The sequence below is a fragment of the Brevundimonas sp. T2-11 genome (assembly GCF_055397675.1).
The window spans coordinates 2,225,133-2,245,028 of record NZ_AP027920.1 but is presented as its reverse complement, the minus strand read 5'-3'; the positions used below and the strand labels follow the sequence as shown (position 1 = coordinate 2,245,028).

At 67.4% G+C, this 19,896-nt stretch carries 15 protein-coding genes; 10 read left to right on the top strand and 5 right to left on the bottom strand.

Translation table 11 applies throughout. The annotated features are described in order from the left end of the window. Positions 1–111: 111 nt before the first annotated feature. Genes ACZ5XO_RS10950 through ACZ5XO_RS10940 form a run of 3 tightly spaced genes read left to right on the top strand, consistent with a single transcriptional unit; the run spans position 112 to position 3,355 of the window. Positions 112–1,521 (top strand): amino acid permease, encoded by a 1,410-nt coding sequence (locus tag ACZ5XO_RS10950; protein ID WP_464162383.1) that lies wholly within the window; start codon positions 112–114, stop codon positions 1,519–1,521. Beyond that, positions 1,521–1,874, top strand: coding sequence for an Hpt domain-containing protein (locus ACZ5XO_RS10945; RefSeq protein WP_464162382.1), 354 nt, complete (start codon positions 1,521–1,523; stop codon positions 1,872–1,874). Before ACZ5XO_RS10950 ends, ACZ5XO_RS10945 begins: the two co-directional genes overlap by 1 nt. A gap of 5 nt (positions 1,875–1,879) precedes the next feature. Further along, positions 1,880–3,355 (top strand): cobyric acid synthase, encoded by a 1,476-nt coding sequence (locus ACZ5XO_RS10940; protein ID WP_464162381.1) that lies wholly within the window; start codon positions 1,880–1,882, stop codon positions 3,353–3,355. A gap of 54 nt (positions 3,356–3,409) precedes the next feature. On the opposite strand, the gene ACZ5XO_RS10935 is transcribed toward ACZ5XO_RS10940, so the two are convergent. After that, entirely contained in the window at positions 3,410–3,982 is a 573-nt protein-coding gene (locus ACZ5XO_RS10935; protein WP_464162380.1) for an OmpA family protein, read from the bottom strand. 324 nt (positions 3,983–4,306) lie between these two features. On the opposite strand from ACZ5XO_RS10935, the gene ACZ5XO_RS10930 reads away from it, so the two are divergent. Beyond that, positions 4,307–5,140 carry a hypothetical protein gene (locus ACZ5XO_RS10930; protein WP_464162379.1) on the top strand — a complete coding sequence of 278 codons (834 nt, stop codon included), beginning with the start codon at positions 4,307–4,309 and terminating at the stop codon, positions 5,138–5,140. Here the strand turns inward: ACZ5XO_RS10930 and ACZ5XO_RS10925 are convergent. Beyond that, positions 5,137–6,015 carry a LysR family transcriptional regulator gene (locus tag ACZ5XO_RS10925; protein ID WP_464162378.1) on the bottom strand — a complete coding sequence of 293 codons (879 nt, stop codon included), beginning with the start codon at positions 6,013–6,015 and terminating at the stop codon, positions 5,137–5,139. The two genes, ACZ5XO_RS10930 and ACZ5XO_RS10925, sit on opposite strands and share 4 nt — an antisense overlap. Positions 6,016–6,118: 103 nt before the next feature. Between ACZ5XO_RS10925 and ACZ5XO_RS10920 the strand changes: the two genes are divergently transcribed. Next, entirely contained in the window at positions 6,119–7,621 is a 1,503-nt protein-coding gene (locus ACZ5XO_RS10920) for a CoA-acylating methylmalonate-semialdehyde dehydrogenase (protein WP_464162377.1), read from the top strand. Between the two features lie 53 nt (positions 7,622–7,674). On the opposite strand, the gene ACZ5XO_RS10915 is transcribed toward ACZ5XO_RS10920, so the two are convergent. Then, positions 7,675–8,061, bottom strand: a complete 387-nt coding sequence (locus ACZ5XO_RS10915) for a hypothetical protein (protein ID WP_464162376.1) — start codon at positions 8,059–8,061, stop codon at positions 7,675–7,677. 39 nt (positions 8,062–8,100) lie between these two features. Then, positions 8,101–9,534, bottom strand: a complete 1,434-nt coding sequence (locus ACZ5XO_RS10910) for a short-chain fatty acyl-CoA regulator family protein (protein WP_464162375.1) — start codon at positions 9,532–9,534, stop codon at positions 8,101–8,103. Between the two features lie 131 nt (positions 9,535–9,665). Here ACZ5XO_RS10910 and ACZ5XO_RS10905 point away from each other — a divergent pair, with 131 nt between their 5' ends. The 5 genes from ACZ5XO_RS10905 to mce are packed head-to-tail and all read left to right on the top strand — an operon-like array spanning position 9,666 to position 17,148. After that, entirely contained in the window at positions 9,666–11,201 is a 1,536-nt protein-coding gene (locus ACZ5XO_RS10905) for an acyl-CoA carboxylase subunit beta (protein WP_464162374.1), read from the top strand. A 9-nt stretch (positions 11,202–11,210) separates the two neighbouring features. Beyond that, the gene (locus ACZ5XO_RS10900) at positions 11,211–13,187 is read left to right on the top strand and encodes an acetyl-CoA carboxylase biotin carboxylase subunit (RefSeq protein ID WP_464162373.1); all 1,977 of its coding nucleotides are present in this window, start codon (positions 11,211–11,213) and stop codon (positions 13,185–13,187) included. Next, positions 13,188–14,570, top strand: a complete 1,383-nt coding sequence (locus ACZ5XO_RS10895) for a methylmalonyl-CoA mutase family protein (RefSeq protein ID WP_464162372.1) — start codon at positions 13,188–13,190, stop codon at positions 14,568–14,570. Then, on the top strand, positions 14,567–16,726 hold the full coding sequence (gene scpA / locus ACZ5XO_RS10890; RefSeq protein WP_464162371.1) for a methylmalonyl-CoA mutase: 2,160 nt from the start codon (positions 14,567–14,569) through the stop codon (positions 16,724–16,726). Before ACZ5XO_RS10895 ends, scpA begins: the two co-directional genes overlap by 4 nt. After that, positions 16,726–17,148 carry a methylmalonyl-CoA epimerase gene (gene mce / locus ACZ5XO_RS10885; RefSeq protein ID WP_464162370.1) on the top strand — a complete coding sequence of 141 codons (423 nt, stop codon included), beginning with the start codon at positions 16,726–16,728 and terminating at the stop codon, positions 17,146–17,148. The genes scpA and mce overlap by 1 nt, the downstream gene beginning before the upstream one ends. A 36-nt stretch (positions 17,149–17,184) precedes the next feature. On the opposite strand, the gene ACZ5XO_RS10880 is transcribed toward mce, so the two are convergent. Continuing rightward, entirely contained in the window at positions 17,185–19,716 is a 2,532-nt protein-coding gene (locus ACZ5XO_RS10880; RefSeq protein WP_464162369.1) for a TonB-dependent receptor, read from the bottom strand. Positions 19,717–19,896: the final 180 nt, after the last annotated feature.

Below are 19,896 nucleotides of genomic sequence, written 5' to 3'. Positions count from 1 at the left end.
AAGCTGGGCGGGCGCAAGGGCTGATTACGGGATTTTCTAAAGTTTGTTCCGCGCGCTAAGGTCGCAGTCGGAATCAGCCGCCGACAGAGCGGTCTTGGGGAAATTGAACATATGGCCTTCTGGAACCGTCGGCGGTCGATCGATGCCATGCTGGTCCCGCATGAGGGGCCGGCGCTTAAGAAGACGCTGAGCTGGCCGCACCTGATGGCCCTGGGGGTCGGCGCCATCGTCGGCACCGGCATTCTGACCCTGATCGGCGTCGGCGCCGGTCTGGCCGGCCCGGCCGTGCTGATCAGCTTCGCCCTGGCGGGTCTGGTCTGCGCCTGCGCGGCCCTGGCCTATGCCGAGCTGTCCACCATCATGCCCGCCTCGGGCAGCGCCTACACCTATTCCTACGCCTCGCTGGGAGAGATCTTCGCCTGGGTCGTGGGCTGGAGCCTGATCCTGGAATATTCGCTGGTCGTCTCGGCGGTGGCCGTGGGCTGGTCCGGTTACGCCATTCCCTTCCTGGCCGGACTGGGCGTCGACCTGCCGCTGGCCTTGACGGTCGGACCCCACGTCGAGGGGGGGCTGATCAACCTGCCGGCCGTCTTCATCATCGCCGTGGTGACCGGTCTGCTGCTGATGGGCACCAAGGAAAGCGCCACGCTGAACGCCATCCTGGTGCTGGTGAAGATCGCCGCCCTGGTGGCCTTTGTGGCCATCGCCCTGCCGCACTTCGACGCCGCCAACTTCACCCCTTTCATGCCGCATGGCTTCGGCGCGCCCTTCGTCCAGACGGGCGTCATGGCGGCGGCGGCCATCATCTTCTTCGCCTTCTACGGCTTTGACGCCATCGCCACGGCGGCCGAGGAGACCAAGAAGCCCGAGCGCGATCTGGCCATCGGCATCATCGGCTCGATGGTGGTCTGCACCGTCCTCTATATCGTCGTCGCCGCCGCCGCGATCGGCGCCGCGCCGGTCGCCAGCTTCTCCGACAGCCCCGAGCCGCTGTCGCTGATCATGCGCGGCCTGGGCCAGGGCGTGGCGGCCCAGTGGATCGCCGCCGCCGCCGTCATCGCCCTGCCGACCGTGCTGCTGGCCTTCCTGTTCGGCCAGAGCCGCATCTTCCTGGGCATGGCGCGCGACGGCCTGCTGCCCAACCGTCTGGCCAAGATCTCGACGCGCGGCGTGCCGGTCGTGGTGACGGTCTTCACCGCCATCGTCGTGGCCATCCTGGCCGGGATCATGCGTCTGGACGAACTGGCCTCCTTGGCCAACGCCGGCACCCTGATGGCCTTCATGGCCGTGGGGATCAGCCTGATCGTGCTGCGCGTCCGCGAGCCCAACCGCGAGCGCAAGTTCAGGACCCCCCTGTGGTGGCTGGTCGGCGGCGTCGCCATCATCGGCTGCATCGTCTTCTTCTTCAGCCTGAAGGCTTCGACGCAGTTCTATTTCCTGCTGTGGAACCTGTTCGGTCTGGCCATCTATCTGCTGTGGTCGTCCAAGAACGCCCGCCTGGCCAAGAGCCCGGAAGCCTGATGGCGCGGCGCGATCTGACGGGGGCGGTGGACTTCACCATCCTTGAAGCCATGACGGGCGGCATGGACGACATCACCGAAGAGGTCCTGGGTCTGTTCGTCCAGCAGGCGGCGCTTTGGGGGCCGCTTCTGAACGCATCGTCCGAGGGCTGGCGAGACGCGGTTCATACCATCCGCGGCGCCAGCGCGGGTATCGGGGCGGGCGATCTGGCCACGATCTGCCGCGAGGTCGAGCATGGCGAACAGGCGGCGGCTCCGGCCGGGCTCGAGCGGGTGCGGACCGCTCTGGACGCTGCTCTGGCAGATATCGCGGCCTATCGTCATGAGTTGATGCTGCGCGGCCTCAAGGGCTAGGCGACATGCCCGCCTTGATGATCCAGGGGTGCGGGTCCGACGTGGGCAAGTCGGTTCTGGTCGCGGGCCTGTGCCGGGTCTTCGCGAACCGAGGGTTGAGGGTTCGGCCGTTCAAGCCGCAAAACATGTCCAACAACGCCGCCGTCACCGCGCCTGACGCCGACGGGCGGTCGGGCGAGATCGGCCGGGCCCAGGCCTTGCAGGCAGTCGCCTGTCGCACGGCGCCCACCGTGGACATGAACCCGGTCCTGCTGAAACCGCAAAGCGACACCGGAGCCCAGCTGGTGGTGCGCGGACGGGTCGAGGGCGTCTGGCAGGCGGCGAACTATCAGGACCGCAAGGCCGGTCTGCTGGATGTCGTTCTGGAGAGTTTTCGGCGGCTGGAGGCAGAAGCTGATCTGGTGATCGTCGAGGGCGCCGGCAGTCCTGCCGAGACCAACCTGCGCGCCGGCGATATCGCCAACATGGGCTTCGCCCGCGCTGCCGACGTGCCGGTGGCGCTGGTCGGCGATATTGACCGGGGGCATGTCATCGCCGCCCTGGTCGGTGCTCACGCCGTGCTGGATCCGGATGATCGGGCCATGATCAAGGGGTTCCTGATCAACAAGTTCCGCGGTGACCCGACCCTGTTCGACAACGGGCGGGCCGAGATTGCGCGTCGTACAGGCTGGGCTGATCTCGGCATGGCGCCCTGGCTGGTCGATGCTCGGGCGCTGCCGGCCGAGGACGCCGTGGCGCTTGACCGGACGACGGCGGGCCTGGCGGGGCGTCGCGTCAGGATCGCTGTGCCCATGGTGTCGCGTATCGCCAACTTCGACGACTTCGACCCTCTGCGGCGTGAACCCGGGGTGGACTTCGCTTTTGTGCCGCCGGGGCGGGCGCTGCCGGGCGACGCGGATCTGATCATCCTGCCCGGCACCAAGGCGACCCTGGCGGACCTGGCTTTCCTGCGAGCCCAGGGCTGGGACGTGGACATTGCGGCCCATGTGCGTCGGGGCGGAAGGGTGCTGGGCGTGTGCGGGGGCTATCAGATGCTGGGCTGCCGCATCAGCGACCCCGACGGGGCAGAGGGAGCACCGGGATCGGCGGCCGGTCTGGGGTTGCTGAACGTCGCCACCGTGATGGCGGGCGACAAGGTTCTGCGTCAGGTCGAAGGGCGCCTGGCGACGTCAGGCGCTCGGGTTCAGGGGTATGAAATCCACATCGGCGTGACCGACGGCCCGGATACGGCTCGACCTTTCGCCCATATCGCGGGGCGACCCCATGGGGCCGTTTCGGCGGACGGGCGCATCAGCGGCGCCTATGTCCACGGTCTGTTCGATCAGGGGGAGGCGCGCGCCGCTATACTGGACGAACTGGGCGCCGCCAGCGACGGCGAAGATCAGCATGATCGTGTCGATCAGGCCCTGGATCGCATCGCGGCGGTTCTCGAGGCGCACCTCGACATCGCGGCCCTGGCGAAGATCGCCGGGCTGAATTGATCTTTCGGCAAGCGTGCCTGGGCGGCGGCCCTGCCGTGAGCCGCCGCCTCCGGATCAGCTGAGAACGACGATCGCGACGCGACGGTTCTGGGCGCGGCCTTCGCGCGTGTTGTTCGGCGCGACCGGCTTGGTTTCACCGTAGGAGATGGTGGCCATGCGGTTCAGGGCGATGCCCTGGTCGCTGAGGAAGCGGCGGACCGCTTCGGCGCGCGATTGGCCCAGCATTTCATTCTGGTGGGTGTCGCCCGACGAGTCGGTGTGGCCCTGGATTTCCAGATAGACGTTGCGGTTCTCGGCCTTCAGACGCTGGACCAGTTCGGCCAGGCGCTGTTCGGCTTCAGGCGAAAGGGCGTCGCGGTTGACCGGGAATTTCACCGAGTCGTCCGACAGCACGACTTCGTACAGGAACTTGCCTTCGGCCAGTTTGTGCGCGGCGTTGGCGCGGTTCAGGGCTTCCCCTGCGGTGCCTTCGACCTGGGTCAGGTGGTTATCGACTTCGGTCACGCGGCCATCGACCACGGCGACGTTGTCGCGGACGAAACGGTGGCTGGCGCAGCCGCTGGCGGCCAGGCCGCCGATCAGCACGATGCTGGACACAGCGATCGCGCGAGAGGTCAGTTTGATCAAGTTCAGTCTCCTTCGTCCCGGTGCGCTATTCCCGGATTCATGCGCAAGCAGTCCTGTTTGCGCAGGAACGGCGCGGTAGAGACGCGCGACGAAAGAAAAGGTGCCAGCTTAACTATAGAAAAATTTGAGATATCTGCGTTTTTCGCTGCTCTCGAACGTTATGCTTCGAGCGCCATGATCCTGACGTGTGCGAATGATCTCCAATGTGGCGGTCATGGGTTTCGAGTTCGACTTCAGAGTATCAATGGCGAAGCTTTACCATACTGACATGCATCTTCTGTCCGGAGGGGCCGAATGAGAGCGCCGCGTCGCAAGCGGCGGTTCATGCGGTCGGCGACCGTGACGGTCAGTCTTCTGGCGCATGCCTTGGTGCTGCTCGTCATCCTGTTGGCCCCCGTGAAGACGCCGGTCTTTCCACCGGAATGGAGGGCGGTGGAGGTGGAGCTCGTGGAGCCCCTGCCGCCGCCTCCTGAGCCGGAGCCTGCGGAAAAGGAAGTCGGAGGCGGTCAGCCCGCCGCCTCCCCGACGCCTGAACCCAAGCCTGCGCCGTCGCCTTCGCCGGTGAAGGCCCCGACGAAGGCGGCGCCGGCGCCGGTCGCCCGGCCGATTCCGCGGCCCAGTCGCCCGGCCCCGCGATCTCCGACCGTGGAGCCTGTGCCGATCACCGCGCCTGAGCCCAGCGTTTCCTACGTCTTTCTGGGCGACAGCGCCCTGGCCGGGGCCATGACGGCGGGCGGTGGCGCGGGCGCCGGCAGCGGCGCGGGAACAGGGGCGGGCACAGGATCGGGCGCCGGTTCAGGCTCAGGGTCCGGATCGGGGAGGGGCGGGGTCTGCAACATGGTCGAGCGTCTGCAGAACGCCTTGCGCGACGATCCGCGTATCCGGGCGCGTCTGACCGAGGCCTATCAGTCGTCCGGCGCGCGTGGTCGGGCCATCGTCATCTGGAACGGCGACTGGGTGCTGAGCCCCGGTCAGGACGGCAAGGGTCTGGCCGGCGTGCGTCAGGCCGTCGCCGTGGTGGTCGGCTTCTCGCCGCGCGAGTGCAAGTCGCAGACGGTGCGCGGCTATGTGGTCGTGACCCTCAGCGACGATCCCGGCGCGCCCAAGCTGGCGCTGGGGACCGGCCAGTGGCGCTGGTCGGATCTGCTGGGCCTCTAGTAGGGAGAAAGCCGCTCGGCGGCGTCGCGGCACAGGGTCTTGATCCACCGCCGCGCCGCCTTCAGCCGCGCCGTACCGTGCACCTCGCGGTGGGTGCTGAGCCAGAAGCGGCGCTCGATCAGGACGGCGTCGGGCAGGACCCGCATCAGCCCCTCGGCCAGGAAGCAGGGCAGGACCCCGATCCCACCGCCCGCCGCGATCATGTCTCGCTGGGCCCGGATCGAGGAGGAGGCCAAGCGCGGCCGCAGATTAGGCCTGATCTCGTCCAGGTAATGCAGTTCCGGGGCATAGATCAGGTCATCGACGTAGCCGACGATGTCGAAGCGGGGCAGGTCGTCTACCGTCTCGGGTGCGCCATGCCGTTGCACATGTTCGGGCGCGGCGTAGAGCGCCAGCTGATAGGGCGTCAGCGGCTCGACGATCAGGCGCGGACTGGCGGCCGGGCTCAGGGTGATGGCCATGTCCACCTCGCGCCGACTGGGCGACAGGAAGCCGGAACTGGCGGCCAATTCGATATTCAGCCCCGGATGCGCCGCCAGAAGACCGGGCAGGGCGGGGGCCAGGACGGCGCCGCCGAAACCCTCAGAGGCGCTGATCCGCACCGTGCCGGCGATCAGGTCGGGCCGCGTCACGCGCTCGGCGGCCTCCATGGCGCTTTCGGCGTCGAGCGCGGTCTCCAGCAGTTGCGCCCCCGCCGCCGTCAACAGCAGGCCGGAGGCCGAGCGCACCACCAGGGTAGACTTCAGCGCCGTCTCCAGCCGCGCCACGCGTCGGCCCACCGTGGCCGCGTCGATGCCTAGCCGCTGCGCCGCTGTCGCCAGCGATCCCGCGCGCGCGGCGGCGATGAAGATGCGAACGTCGTCCCAGTCGAACATTGCAGGAATGCACAGCATAGGATGCAAGATTGCAATGGGTGGAGGCGCGTTCGTCTGCTAGGCCATGCTGGAACGAATAACGACATCATAGGGAAACGCCTCAATGCGCGACATTCGCCACTTCATCGACGGTGCGGCCTTCGACGGCGCATCGGGCCGTTTCGGCGACGTGTTCAACCCCAACACCGGCGAGGTTCAGGCCCGCGTCCAACTGGCGACCCCGTCGGAACTGGACCGCGCGGTTCAGGCCGCGCAGGCCGCGTTCGAGGGCTGGGCCAGCACCAACCCTCAGCGCCGCGCCCGCGTCATGTTCGAGTTCAAGCGCCTGGTCGAGGCCAATATGAACGAGCTGGCCGAACTGCTGTCCTCGGAACACGGCAAGGTCATTGCTGACTCCAAGGGCGACATCCAGCGCGGTCTGGAAGTCATCGAGTTCGCCTGCGGCATCCCCCACGCGCTGAAGGGCGAATACACCCAGGGCGCAGGCCCCGGCATCGACGTCTATTCCATGCGTCAGCCGCTGGGCGTGGTGGCGGGCATCACCCCGTTCAACTTCCCCGGCATGATCCCGATGTGGATGTTCGGCATGGCGATCGCCGCCGGCAATACCTTCATCCTGAAGCCGTCGGAGCGTGACCCGTCGCTGCCGGTGCGTCTGGGCGAGCTGATGATGGAGGCGGGCGCGCCCAAGGGCGTGCTGAACGTCGTCCACGGCGACAAGGTGGCGGTCGACGCCATCCTGACCCACCCCGACATCCACGCCGTCAGCTTCGTCGGCTCGTCCGACATTGCTCACTACGTCTATCAGATGGGCGCCCAGCACGGGAAACGCGTCCAGGCCATGGGCGGCGCCAAGAACCACGGCATCGTCCTGCCTGACGCCGACATGGATCAGGTGATCAAGGACCTGACCGGCGCGGCCTATGGCTCGGCCGGCGAGCGCTGCATGGCCCTGCCGGTGGTGGTGCCGGTCGGTCAGCGCACCGCCGATGAACTGCGCGAGCGCCTGGTTTCCGAAATCCCCAACCTGCGTGTCGGCGTCTCGACCGACGCCGAGGCTCACTACGGCCCCGTCGTCACCCAGACCCACAAGGACAAGGTCCTGGGCTGGATCAACAAGGGCGTGGAAGAAGGCGCCGAACTGGTCGTCGACGGCCGCGAGTTCAGCCTGCAGGGGCACGAGAAGGGCTTCTTCATCGGCCCGTCGCTGTTCGACCACGTCAAGCCGGAGATGGAGTCCTACAAGGAAGAGATCTTCGGTCCGGTGCTGCAGATCATGCGCGCGGCCAGCTTCGAGGAGGCGCTGAGCCTGCCCAGCAAGCATCAGTACGGCAACGGCGTCGCTATCTTCACCCAGAACGGCCGCGCGGCCCGCGACTTCGCCGCCCGCGTCAACGTCGGCATGGTCGGCATCAATGTGCCGATCCCGGTGCCGGTGGCCTATCACTCGTTCGGCGGCTGGAAGCGTTCGGCCTTCGGCGACATCAACCAGCACGGCATGGAAGGTCTGCGCTTCTGGACCAAGACCAAGACGGTCACGGCCCGCTGGCCCGACAGCGAACTGGAGCATGCAGACAGCTCCTTCGTCATCCCGACGATGGGCTGACGGGCGCTTCGAACTTCAGGCCGACGTCGGATCTTCCGGCGTCGGTCTTTTCGTTAAAGGGCGCCGATGGCGACCTGCAGGCCTGCGGCTGTTCGAGCCACGTCGGTCGCGCCTTCGATCACGAAATGATCCGTGGTGTCGCTGGTCAGGGCCGTGTGCCTGAACACGGCCTGCTGCGCCGGGCGCACGGCGCGTGAGTTCAGCTCCGTCACCGACGCCTTGTCCATGCCGGGGCCGCTCAAGGTCAGGGCGTGGGGGGTGTTGCAGGTTCGCCGGACGGCGACTTCGACCCGGTCGCCCACGGGAACCGCTCCGATCAGACGGGCGCCGCAGGACACGGGAATATGGAGGTTGATCGTCACCTGAACGGTTTCGGCGCTCGCCGTCCCTGAGGCGGCAAGGGCGGACGCGGCGGCGACGGCAAGGAGGATGTGGCGCATCCGGCAGTCTCCCTCATGCAGCCGATAGAGCTTGCGGCTCTACAACGCCCCAGGGCGCGGATCGGCTTCCAGAGAATAGGGTATCACGCCTCGGCTGTTTTCTGGAACGCGCAGGATGCGGTCGATCGGAGGGAAGGCGCGCTGGGTGCAATCGGTCCGCTCGCAGATGCGGCAGCTGACCCCCATGCGCGTCGGCGGTCCGTTCAAATCCAGGCCTTCGGCGTAGACCAGAGAACGGGCATGCTCGATCTCGCAGCCGAGGCCGAGCGCGTAGCGGCGATCGGGCTCCAGATAGGACCCGCCCGGCTTGGACACGCTCTTGGCGATGCAGATGTAGCGCGATCCGTCCGGCATTTCCGACAGATTGACCAGGATGCGGTCCGGCGCCCCGAAGGCCTCGTGCACGTTCCACAGCGGGCAGGCGCCGCCGAAGCGGGCGAACTGGAAGCGCGTGGCGCTGTGCCGCTTGGTGATGTTCCCGGCCATGTCCACCCGCGCGAAATAGAAGGGCACGCCGCGCCAGCCGGGGCGTTGCAGGGTGCTCAGCCGGTGGCAGACCTGCTCGAAGCTGACGTGGAAACGGTTCCTCAGCCGGTCCACGTCGTGACGAAGCTCGCGCGCCGCGTCAAGGAAGCGACGATAGGGCAGCAGCAAGGCCCCCGCCGCATAGTTGGCCAGACCGACCCGGCAGACGTCGCGCGCGGCGGGAATGTCGAAGGCCGCGCGGTCCAGCTCATGCTCGATCAGGTCGTGGAAGCGCAGCAACACCAGCTGGTGCGCCATCAGGAAGGATCGCGTCGCGCCGGGCAGGCTGGCGTCCACATAGAGGATGCGCGCCGCCGGATCGAAGCGCCGCATGGCCCCGCGTCCCTCGCCGGTGGCCAGTCGCACCCCGCACAGGTCGTTCAGCGCCGCCTCCAGATCGCGCTCGGGATGGCCGCCCGCGCCGAGGCCCAGCTGTTCCGCCAGCGCCTCTGCCGCCTGATCCAGCCCGTCGATGTAGTTGTCGCGATAGTGGAAGAAGTCGCGCACGGCCTCGTAGGGCAGGGCGGGGGCCGCTTGCGCCCGCTCGTCCCGGCCCAGGGTCTCGTTCAGGGTCTTCAGCCGCTCGTCGAGGCGGCGGTAGTCCTGATGCAGGGCCAGGAACTGTCGCGCCAGCCGCGGCGTCGTCGCCACCGCCTGCTTGAGCTCGACGGCGGACGGCGCCTCGGCGTGACCGGCCACGTCGGTGACGGCCTCGCGCAGGTCGGCGATCAGGCGGGCGTCGCCGTCCAGATCGAACAGGCTGGCGTCCACGTCGAAGGCCCGCGTCAGGGCGATCAGAACCCGCGCCGTCGCCGGGCGTTGATTGGTCTCGATCTGCGACAGGTAGCTGGGCGACAGGGCCAGCCGCCCGGCGCAGGCTTCCAGCGTCCAGCCGCGCGCCTCGCGCAGCTTGCGCACCTTGGCCCCGAGATAGAGTTTTTCCGCCATCGCAACTTTGCAAAACAGTCCATCGACCTTGGCAGGCTTACGCACTTACGCCCCTTTTGCAAAGTTGCGATTGCCTTTTTGCAACGAAGCGGCTTGGTGATCACGAAAGATTTCAGGGAGTCGCCCAAACCATGAGCCAGGCCATCCTCGAGGAACTCGAGCGCCGTCGCGCCGCCGCCAAACTGGGCGGTGGTCAAAAGCGCATCGAGAGCCAGCACGCCAAGGGCAAGCTGACCGCGCGCGAACGCATCGAAGTGCTGCTGGACGAAGGCAGCTTCGAAGAGACCGACATGTTCGTGGAGCACCGCAGCCACGACTTCGGCATGGACCAGCAGCGCATCCCCGGCGACGGCGTCGTCACCGGACGCGGCACCATCGGCGGTCGTCTGGTCTATGTCTTCTCGAAGGATTTCACCGTCTTCGGCGGCTCCCTGTCGGGCGCCCACGCGGCCAAGATCGTCAAGATCCAGAAGATGGCCCTGACGGCCGGCGCCCCGATCATCGGCCTGTTCGATGCGGGCGGCGCCCGTATTCAGGAAGGCGTGGAGAGCCTCGCCGGTTACGCCGACATCTTCCTGCAGAACACGCTGGCCTCGGGCGTCATCCCGCAGATCTCGGTCATCATGGGCCCGTGCGCGGGCGGCGACGTCTATTCGCCCGCCATCACCGACTTCATCTTCATGGTGAAGGACACGTCCTACATGTACGTGACCGGCCCGGACGTGGTGAAGACCGTCACCAACGAGGTGGTCAGCCACGAGGACCTGGGCGGCGCCCGCGTCCACGCCGGCAAGTCGGGGGTCGCCGACGGCGCCTTCGAGAATGATCTGGAGGCCTTGTCCGAGGTCCGCCGCCTGATCGGCTTCCTGCCCCTGTCGAACCGCGAAAAGCCCCCGGTGCGCGACAGCTATGACGAGGCGGATCGCGACGAGGCCTCGCTGGACACCCTGGTCCCGACCAATCCGAACCAGCCCTACGACATGAAGGAGCTGATCCTGAAGACGGTCGACGAGGCCGACTTCTTCGAGATCGGCGCTGACTTCGCCAAGAACATCGTCTGCGGCTTAGGCCGTCTGGACGGCCAGACCGTCGGCATCGTCGCCAACCAGCCCCAGGTGCTGGCGGGCGTTCTGGACATCGACAGCAGCCGCAAGGCTGCCCGCTTCGTCCGCTTCTGCGACGCCTTCCACATCCCGCTGGTGACGCTGGTGGACGTTCCGGGCTTCATGCCGGGCACCAAGCAGGAGTACGGCGCCCTGATCAAGCACGGCGCCAAGCTGCTGTTCGCCTATGCCGAGGCCACCGTGCCCAAGCTGACGGTCATCACGCGCAAGGCCTATGGCGGCGCCTATGACGTCATGAGCTCCAAACACCTGCGCGGCGACGTCAACTACGCCTGGCCCACCGCCGAGATCGCGGTCATGGGCGCCAAGGGCGCGGTCGAGATCATCTTCCGCAAGGAGGCCGGCGACCCCGAGGCCCTGGCGGCGCGCGAGGCCGAATACAAGGAACGCTTCGCCAACCCCTTCGTGGCGGCGGGCCTCGGCTACATCGACGACGTCATCATGCCCCACGGCACCCGCCGTCGCCTGATCAAGGCCCTGAAGACGCTGAAGAACAAGACCCAGGAGAATCCCTGGAAGAAGCACGACAACATTCCGCTCTAAGGCCCAGAAATGTTCAAGAAAATTCTGATCGCCAACCGGGGCGAGATCGCGGTTCGCATCATCAAGACCTGCCGCAAGATGGGCATCAAGACGGTGCTCGTTTATTCGGACGCCGACGCCGGTTCGCTGGCCTGCGAGATGGCCGACGAGACCATCCACATCGGTCCGTCGCCCGCCGCCCAGTCCTATCTGATCCAGGACAAGATCGTGGACGCGGTGCGCCAGTCGGGCGCCGAGGCGGTCCACCCCGGCTTCGGCTTCCTGTCGGAAAACCCGGTCTTCGCGCGTCGTCTGGAGGCCGAGGGCATCACCTTCATCGGCCCGAACCCGCACGCCATCGAGGCCATGGGCGACAAGATCACGTCCAAGAAGTTCGCGGCTGAAGCGGGTGTCTCGACCGTGCCGGGCCACATGGGTCTGATCGAGTCGACCGACGAGGCGGTGAAGATCGCCAACGAAATCGGCTATCCGGTCATGATCAAGGCCAGCGCCGGCGGCGGCGGCAAGGGCATCCGCGTCGCCCATTCCGACGCCGACATGGCCGAGGGTTTCGCCGCGGTGAAGGCCGAGGCCCTGACCGCCTTTGGCGACGACCGGGTCTTCCTCGAGAAGTTCATCGTCAATCCGCGCCACATCGAGATCCAGGTGCTGGGCGACAAGCACGGCAACATCGTCTCGCTGTTCGACCGCGAATGCTCGATCCAGCGCCGCAACCAGAAGGTCATCGAAGAGGCGCCGTCGCCCCTGCTGGACGACGCCACGCGCAAGGCCATGGGCGATCAGGCCGTGGCTCTGGCCCGCGCCGTCAACTACGATTCCGCCGGCACGGTCGAGTTCGTGGCCGGTCAGGACCGCAGCTTCTACTTCCTGGAAATGAACACCCGTCTGCAGGTCGAGCACCCGGTGACGGAGCTGATCACCGGCGTCGATCTGGTCGAGCAGATGATCCGTTCGGCGGCGGGCGAGACCATGGGCTTCAAGCAGGAAGACCTGTCGATCAACGGCTGGGCCATCGAAAGCCGCATCTACGCCGAGGACCCCTATCGCGGCTTCCTGCCCTCGATCGGTCGTCTGGTGCGCTATGAGCAGCCGGAAGAGGGCGATCAGGGCGACTACACCGTCCGCAACGATTCCGGCGTCCGCGAGGGCGACGAGATCAGCATGTTCTACGACCCCATGATCGCCAAGCTGTGCGCCTGGGGCGAGACGCGCGACGCCGCCGTCGAGGGCATGGCCCGTGCGCTGGAGGACACCCACCTGTCGGGTTTGGGCCACAACGTGCCCTTCCTGTCGGCGGTGATGGATCAGGACCGCTTCAAGTCCGGCGAGCTGTCGACCAGCTACATCAAGGACGAGTTCCCCGAGGGCTTCCACGGTCTGGCCCCCAGCGAGGCGCAGAAGGACGTCTTCATCACCGTGGCCGCGGCGATGAACGAGGTCCTGGCCGAGCAGGCGGGCGATCCCTCGGAACGCACCGACTGGACCGTCCTGATCGACCGCGAGGCCCACGCGGTGTCGCTGTCCTACGATGAGGCCGAGGACCTGGTCATCTCGCTGGACGAGCGCGACCTGACCCTGTCGGAAATCGACTGGCGTCCGGGCATGGCCCAGTTCCGCGCCGTGCTGGACGACGAGCCCTTTACCGCCGAGGTCAAGCGCGCGCCCGACGGCTTCGACATCCGCCATCGGGCGGCCAGGGCGCGGGTCCGCGTCCTGACCCCGCGCGCCGCCGAGATGTATCAGCGCCTGCCTGAAAAGGTCGCCGCCGACACCTCCAAGCTGGTGCTGTCGCCCATGCCGGGTCTGGTCGTCGACATCCCCGTGTCCGTCGGTCAGGAGGTCAAGTCGGGCGAGACCGTCGCCATCATCGAAGCCATGAAGATGCAGAACATCCTCAAGGCCGAGCGTGACGGCGTGGTGAAGGCGGTCGGGGCCAAGGCCGGCGATCCGGTAGCCGCCGACGACGTGCTGGTGGAGTTTGCGTAAATGACGACCTTTCCCACGCCGAGCCCGCTGGAGTGGCGGGAACAGGCCGAGAAGGCGCTGAAGGGGCGGGCGATTGAAAGCCTGCTGCACCTCGACGCCGACGGCCTGATCATCCGGCCGCTCTATGCCGACGCAACCGGGGTGCAGGCGCTGCGCGCGCCGCGCACCACGGACGCCGAAGGGCGGGCGTGGGACCTGCGCACCCTGGTCGAGGGCGACGAGGCGACGGCGATCAATGCCGCCGTCCTGACCGACCTTGAAAACGGCGCCGCCTCGGTGATGCTGAGGGGCGCGTTCACCACCGACGAGGCGGCGATGGCCGCCGCGCTCGACGGCGTGGCTCTGGAACTGGCGCCGGTGGCGCTGGACGCGGGCTTTGATGGCGTGAAGGCCGCCGAGGCCCTGTCGGCCGTGGCCAAGGGCTCGCCCCGCGCCCAGCTGCAGTTCCACCTCGATCCCATCTCGGCCTATGCCGAGGCGGCTGAAGGCGACATCGACGCCGCCGTGACCGAGGCCGCCGAGGCCGCTGTGCGTCTGGCTGAGGCCTATCCCGAGGCCAGGCTCTTCCTCGCCTCGGGCCGCGTGGTGCACGAGGCCGGCGGTTCGGCGGGGCAGGAACTGGCCTTCGCCGCCGCCAGCGCCGTGGCCTACGTCAAGGCCTCCGTTCTGGCGGGCCTGACGACTGAACAGGCGCTGAAGGGCGTGGTTCTGGGCGTCTCGGTCGATGCCGAATATTTCGACGCTCTGGCCAAGGTGCGGGCCATGCGCCTGATCTGGGCCAGCGTCAGCAAGGCCTTCGGGCATGAGATCCCGGCGATCATTGAGGCCCGTTCGTCGCGGCGGATGCTGTCGGCGCGCGATCCCTGGCCGAACCTGCTGCGCCTGACCGCCGCCGGTTTCGCCGGGGCTGTCGGCGGCGCCGACGTGGTGGTGCTGGACGGCTTCACCCGCGCCGAGGGCCGTCCCGACGCCTTCGCCCGCCGTCAGGCCCGCAACACTCAACTGGTGCTGATGGAAGAGGCCAATCTGGGCCGGGTCGACGACCCCGCCGCTGGCTCCTGGTTCCTGGACAGCCGCACCCGCGATCTGGCCGAGGCCGGCTGGAAAGAGCTCCAGTCGATCGAAGCCGAAGGCGGCGTGGTCGAGGCCCTGAAGCACCACCTGATCCAGCCGCGCGTCGAACGCGCGCGCGGTCAGCTGGAAGCCGCGCTGAAGGACGGGGCCCGCCACATGGTCGGCGTCACCAAATACGTCGATCCCGATCCGCGCCCGGCCCCGGTCGAGGCGGCTGATCCCGTCGATGCGCCGCTGCGCCACGGCGCCCTGACCCCGGTGCGCTTCGCCGCGCCCTTTGAAATCGCGTCCGAGGAGGCTGTTCAATGAGCTTCCCTGACTTTTCCAAGATCGACCTCGACCTGACCGCCACCGGCGCCGGTCCTGCGCGCGACCCCTGGCTGACGCCCGAGGGCCTGGCGGTCGAGACGGCTTACGGCCCCGAGGCGCTGGAAGGCCTCGACGCCATCCATGGCCTGCCGGGCTTCGCCCCCTATATGCGCGGGCCCTATCCGACCATGTATGCGGGCAATCCGTGGACCATCCGCCAGTACGCGGGCTTCTCGACCGCCGAGGAGTCCAACGCCTTCTATCGCCGCAACCTGGCGGCGGGCCAAAAGGGCCTGTCGATCGCCTTCGATCTGGCCACCCACCGCGGCTATGACAGCGACCACCCGCGCGTGAAGGGCGACGTCGGCATGGCCGGCGTGGCCATCGACAGCATTCTGGACATGCGGACCCTGTTCGACGGCATCCCGCTGGATCAGATGTCGGTGTCCATGACCATGAACGGCGCCGTCCTGCCGATCCTGGCCCTCTATGTCGTGGCGGCCGAAGAGCAGGGCGTGCCGCACGCGTCCCTGACCGGGACCATTCAGAACGACATTCTGAAGGAGTTCATGGTCCGCAACACCTACATCTATCCGCCCGAACCCTCGATGCGGATCATCTCGGACATCTTCGCCTGGACCGCGCAGGAGACGCCGAAGTTCAACTCCATCTCCATCTCCGGCTATCACATGCAGGAGGCCGGGGCCTCGGCTGAGATCGAGCTGGCCTACACGCTGTCGGACGGCCTGGAATACATCAAGGCCGGCGTCGACGCGGGCATGGACGTGGACCGCTTCGCGCCGCGCCTGTCCTTCTTCTGGGCCATCGGCATGAACTACTTCATGGAGGTGGCCAAGATGCGGGCCGGCCGCCTGCTGTGGGCCGAAAAGGTCGCCGAGAAGTTCTCGCCGAAGGACCAGCGGTCGCTGTCGCTGCGGACGCACTGCCAGACCTCGGGCTGGTCGCTGGCGGCGCAGGACGTGTTCAACAACGTGTCGCGCACCATGGTCGAGGCCATGGCGGCGGCGGGCGGTCAGACCCAGAGCCTGCACACTAACGCCCTGGACGAGGCGCTTGCCCTGCCGACCGACTTTTCCGCCCGGATCGCGCGCAACACGCAGATCCTGCTGCAGATGGAGACGGGCCTGACCCGCACCATCGACCCCTGGGGCGGCAGCTTCTACGTCGAGCGCCTGACGCATGATCTGGCGAACCGGGCCCGCGCCCTGATGGCCGAGGTCGAGGCGGCGGGCGGCATGGCCAAGGCCATCGAAGCCGGCATTCCCAAGCTGCGCATCGAGGAGGCGGCGGCCAAGACCCAGGCCCGCATCGACACCGGCAAGCAGACCGTGGTCGGCGTGAACCGCTATCTGAACGCTGCGCCCGACGACATTCCGATGCTGAAGGTCGACAACGCCGCCGTTCTGGCCGCCCAGATCGACAAGCTGAAGAAGTTGCGCGCCGAGCGCGATCAGGCCGCGACCGACGCCGCGCTGGAAGCCCTGACGGCTGGCGCACGCGGAACCGCCAACCTTCTGGAACTGGCGGTTCAGGCCGCCCGCGCCAAGGCCACGGTGGGCGAGATCTCCGACGCGCTGGAGGCCGCCTTCGGTCGCCATATCGCCACGGTGAAGACCGTCTCGGGCGTCTATGGCAAGGAGGCGGGCAATGATCCCAAGGTCGCCCGCGCCCGCGATATGGTCGCCACCTTCGTGGAGAATGACGGCGGCCCGCCGCGCATCCTGATCGCCAAGCTGGGCCAGGACGGCCACGACCGGGGCCAGAAGGTCGTCGCCACCGGCTACGGCGACATCGGCTTCGACGTCACCGCCGGGTCGCTGTTCCAGACCCCCGCTGAGGCTGCGCGCGACGCGGTCGAGAAGAACGTCCACGCGGTCGGCGCCTCGTCGCTGGCGGCGGGGCACCTGACGCTGGTGCCCGAACTGCGCGCCGAGCTGGCCAGGCTGGGTCGCGAGGACATCATGATCGTGGTTGGCGGCGTCATCCCGCCCTCGGACGTGCAGCCCCTGCTGAATATGGGCGCGGCCGCCGTCTATCCGCCCGGTTCGGTCATCGCCGACACGGCGGCGGACCTGATCGAGAAACTGAACCTGCGTCTGGGCTACGCCCAGCCCACGCCCAAGGATGTGAAGTGATGATTGGCGCCCTGAACCACGTCGGCGTCGCCACGCCCTCGATCGCGGACTCGATCAGGCTGTACCGCGACATCCTGGGCGCGACGAAGATCGGCGAGCCGTTCGACCTGCCCGCCCAGGGGGTGAAGGTCTGCTTCATCGACACCCCCACGGCCCAGATCGAACTGATCGAGCCCTATGATGAGACCAGCCCGATCACCGGCTTCCTGGCCAAGAACCCCAAGGGCGGCCAGCACCATGTCTGTTTCGAGGTGGCCGACATCCACGACGCCATCGCCCAGATGCGCGCCAAGGGCGTGACCATTCTGGGAACCGGCGAGCCCCGCATCGGCGCTCACGGCACGCCGGTCGTCTTCCTGCACCCCAGGGAGATGGGCGGGGTGCTGATCGAACTGATGGAAACGCCCAAAGAGGCGCACTGAAGTCAAAAGGCCCGGTCGCTGACCGGGCCCTTTTTCCTAGAACAGGATCTTGCGGAAGCTGATCCGGAAGGTCCGGCCCAGCGGATCCAGATAGTCGGGCTGATAGGACAGGGGCGTCTCGCCCAGGCCGTTTCGCACGTCCAGCTTCTGGTCGAAGATGTTGTCGATGCCGACGCTGATCCGCGCGCCCTTCAGCCACGGATACTTCGCCACCCAGGCCTGACGCGACGACAGGTCGGCGAACAGGTTCAGGTTCACCGTCGTCAGGTCCGAGAAGGTCAGATCGCTGGCGTCGTCGCCGCCGTTGATCCGGGTGGATTCCTTCCAGTTGGCGTTCAGGAAGCCGCCCATGCCGCTTTTGAACACGCCCATCTGGAACTGGATCTCGTTGCGTGACTGACCGCCGCGCGATCCCGTGGCCGCGCCGTCCAGCAGATCCAGAACCGGGAGGCCGTCGCGGATCGTGATCTCATCCTGAATGCGATAGGTGTGGTACAGCGAGACGTTGAAGCGGCCCTGACCCGGCTGCATCGCCGCGCCGCGATTGCCGCGTCCGCCGCCGCCGGGACCCATGCGCATGCCGCCGCCGGGCGGGGGACCGCCCGCGCCGGGGCCGCCGCCCGGAGGCGGTCCGCCTTCGACCCGCATGACCGGCCCGCCGGCTCCGCCCGGACCGCGCTGGCCCATGCGCGCCGCCGCCGCCGGGTCGGGCTTGCCGAACGGCGTTGAGAAGTTCAGGCCCCAGCGGATTTCCTGCTGCTCGGCCTTCTGGAAGTTCAGCGGGCGGGCGTCGATGGACAGCAGGTTGCCGCTCTGATCCCGCGTGAAGCGTTCGGGCAGGGCGGCTTCCAGTTCCGGGGTGATGGTGGGGAAGGCCGCGATGGACCCCTCGACCTCGGTGCGGCTGTAGTTGGCCGTCAGGCGCAGGTCCTTGTCCTTCAGGGGCGTGAAGTTGAAGCCCAGCTTCAGGATGCGCTTGGTTTCCTCGGACAGGCCGGCGTTGCCGCCCTCGATGCGGGTGATGTTGACCGACTGGCCGGTGGCGAAGTCATAGACCGGCACATTGGGCGTCGAGATGGTCGGGTCGTTCAGCTGCGACATCGACGGGGCGTTCTGCTCGTCGCTCCAGCTGACGTTGAAGTTGATGGGCGTCCAGGGCGACCAGTTCAGGCCCAGGGTATAGGCGCTCAGCCCGCCGAAGTCGGACAGGTCCTGATAAGCCAGGTTCAGGTTGGCCGACAGGTCGCCCAGCACGCTCAGGACCTCGCGGTCGCGGTTGGCGATCGGCAGGTTGAAATTGCCGGATGCGCTGGTCCGGTCGCGCGACAGCGAACGTTCCGAGAAGACGCCGGAGCGCACACTTTCGGAATCCAGGGACTGCGTGTCGAAACCGATCTTGAAGGTCGAGGCCAGGGCGCCCGCCGGGCCTTCCCAGGCGTTGCCGTTGATGACGCCCTCGATATTGGCGCTGCTCGACACGGATCGCGCCGTGTCGAAGGGCAGCAGAGGCAGCTGGCCGGCGTCGCCGAAGGGATCAATCGCGCCAGCCGTCACCCCCGCCTGCAGGGCGTCCTGGTCCAGTCCGCGCCCGGTGCGGGTCTTGGTCTCGGTGCGGTCATAGCCGCCCGTCAGCGTCCAGCGCCAGTCGCCCAGATAGCCGTCCACCAAGGCCCCGACCTTTCCCTCCAGGGTGTCGGTGGTGCGCGCCAGGGCGTCAGGCGCGTTCAGATACAGCTGTTCCGAAATGCTGGACGGCGGCAGGGCCAGCTGGACGCTCGGCAGACCCTGGTAGGACAGCCGCGAGGTGTCTTCCAGACTGGCGCTCAGCGTCAGGGCGGTGGTGTCGTTCAGGTCCCGAACCACCGAACCGGCGACCGACGCCTGTTCCTGCTTGGCCAGCAGGGTGCGGTAATCGGTCGGGTCGCCGTCCTCGCGCTGGATGTCGCGCTCGGTCTCGAACAGGGGGCTGTCGTTCTCGTATTCGAGATCAAGGGTGGTGCGCTGTTTTCCGGAGATGCGCAGGATGTTGCTTTCCAGATCGCTGACCGTGCGGCCGCCCTCGTCTGGGCGCCGGACGCTGGCCTGCATAGTCAGCGAACGGAAGTTGGCCTTGAGGACGAAGTTCACCACCCGCTGGTCGGCGCTGTAGCCGTAGGAGAGGGCGGTTTCCTCGGGCAGGATCTCGGTGCGTTCGATGGCTTCGGGCGGGATGCCGCGAATTTCCTGGAAGCCCGAGATGCGACGGCCGTTGACCAGGAAGACCGGCGAGCCGCCGCGCGAACTGCGCGTGACCGGCTCCAGCAGGGTCATCAGCTCCTGGATGCTGCTGGCGCCATAGGCTTTCAGCTGTTCCTCATCCAGCACCAGTTCGGGTTCGTAGTCGCCGAGCGCCGCGCCGCGACGTCGGGTCGAGACGGCCTGGATCTCGCCCAGGTCATAGGCTTCCTGTTCGTCGATCGCCGGGACGGCCGGGGTCTGTGTCTGCGGGGCCTCCGGCGCCGTCGCGGGCGCCGCGGCGGGGGCCGGGTCAAGGGAGGCGAGAACGAGAAGCAGGGCGGCGGGCGACATGACGTGTCCTGAATAGACCAGAGCTTTGGACGGCTTGCGCCGCCGAACAGGTGTCGAACTGCTTGAAGACCGATGTGCGCCGAATAGTGGCGACAAGGACTCCGTCAGATTAACGGTCTGTAATGACGCGGAAATGTCACAGCAGACCCGACATTGATCTAACGAAGAAAGGGGCGACGT

Bases quoted from the DNA above. Each gene is read 5' to 3' on its own strand.
- ACZ5XO_RS10950 (WP_464162383.1), top strand. From the start codon at position 112: ATGGCCTTCTGGAACCGTCGGCGGTCGATCGATGCCATGCTGGTCCCG.
- ACZ5XO_RS10945 (WP_464162382.1), top strand. From the start codon at position 1,521: ATGGCGCGGCGCGATCTGACGGGGGCGGTGGACTTCACCATCCTTGAA.
- ACZ5XO_RS10940 (WP_464162381.1), top strand. From the start codon at position 1,880: ATGCCCGCCTTGATGATCCAGGGGTGCGGGTCCGACGTGGGCAAGTCG.
- ACZ5XO_RS10930 (WP_464162379.1), top strand. From the start codon at position 4,307: ATGCGGTCGGCGACCGTGACGGTCAGTCTTCTGGCGCATGCCTTGGTG.
- ACZ5XO_RS10925 (WP_464162378.1), bottom strand. From the start codon at position 6,015: ATGTTCGACTGGGACGACGTTCGCATCTTCATCGCCGCCGCGCGCGCG.
- ACZ5XO_RS10920 (WP_464162377.1), top strand. From the start codon at position 6,119: ATGCGCGACATTCGCCACTTCATCGACGGTGCGGCCTTCGACGGCGCA.
- ACZ5XO_RS10915 (WP_464162376.1), bottom strand. From the start codon at position 8,061: ATGCGCCACATCCTCCTTGCCGTCGCCGCCGCGTCCGCCCTTGCCGCC.
- ACZ5XO_RS10910 (WP_464162375.1), bottom strand. From the start codon at position 9,534: ATGGCGGAAAAACTCTATCTCGGGGCCAAGGTGCGCAAGCTGCGCGAG.
- ACZ5XO_RS10905 (WP_464162374.1), top strand. From the start codon at position 9,666: ATGAGCCAGGCCATCCTCGAGGAACTCGAGCGCCGTCGCGCCGCCGCC.
- ACZ5XO_RS10900 (WP_464162373.1), top strand. From the start codon at position 11,211: ATGTTCAAGAAAATTCTGATCGCCAACCGGGGCGAGATCGCGGTTCGC.
- ACZ5XO_RS10895 (WP_464162372.1), top strand. From the start codon at position 13,188: ATGACGACCTTTCCCACGCCGAGCCCGCTGGAGTGGCGGGAACAGGCC.
- scpA (WP_464162371.1), top strand. From the start codon at position 14,567: ATGAGCTTCCCTGACTTTTCCAAGATCGACCTCGACCTGACCGCCACC.
- mce (WP_464162370.1), top strand. From the start codon at position 16,726: ATGATTGGCGCCCTGAACCACGTCGGCGTCGCCACGCCCTCGATCGCG.
- ACZ5XO_RS10880 (WP_464162369.1), bottom strand. From the start codon at position 19,716: ATGTCGCCCGCCGCCCTGCTTCTCGTTCTCGCCTCCCTTGACCCGGCC.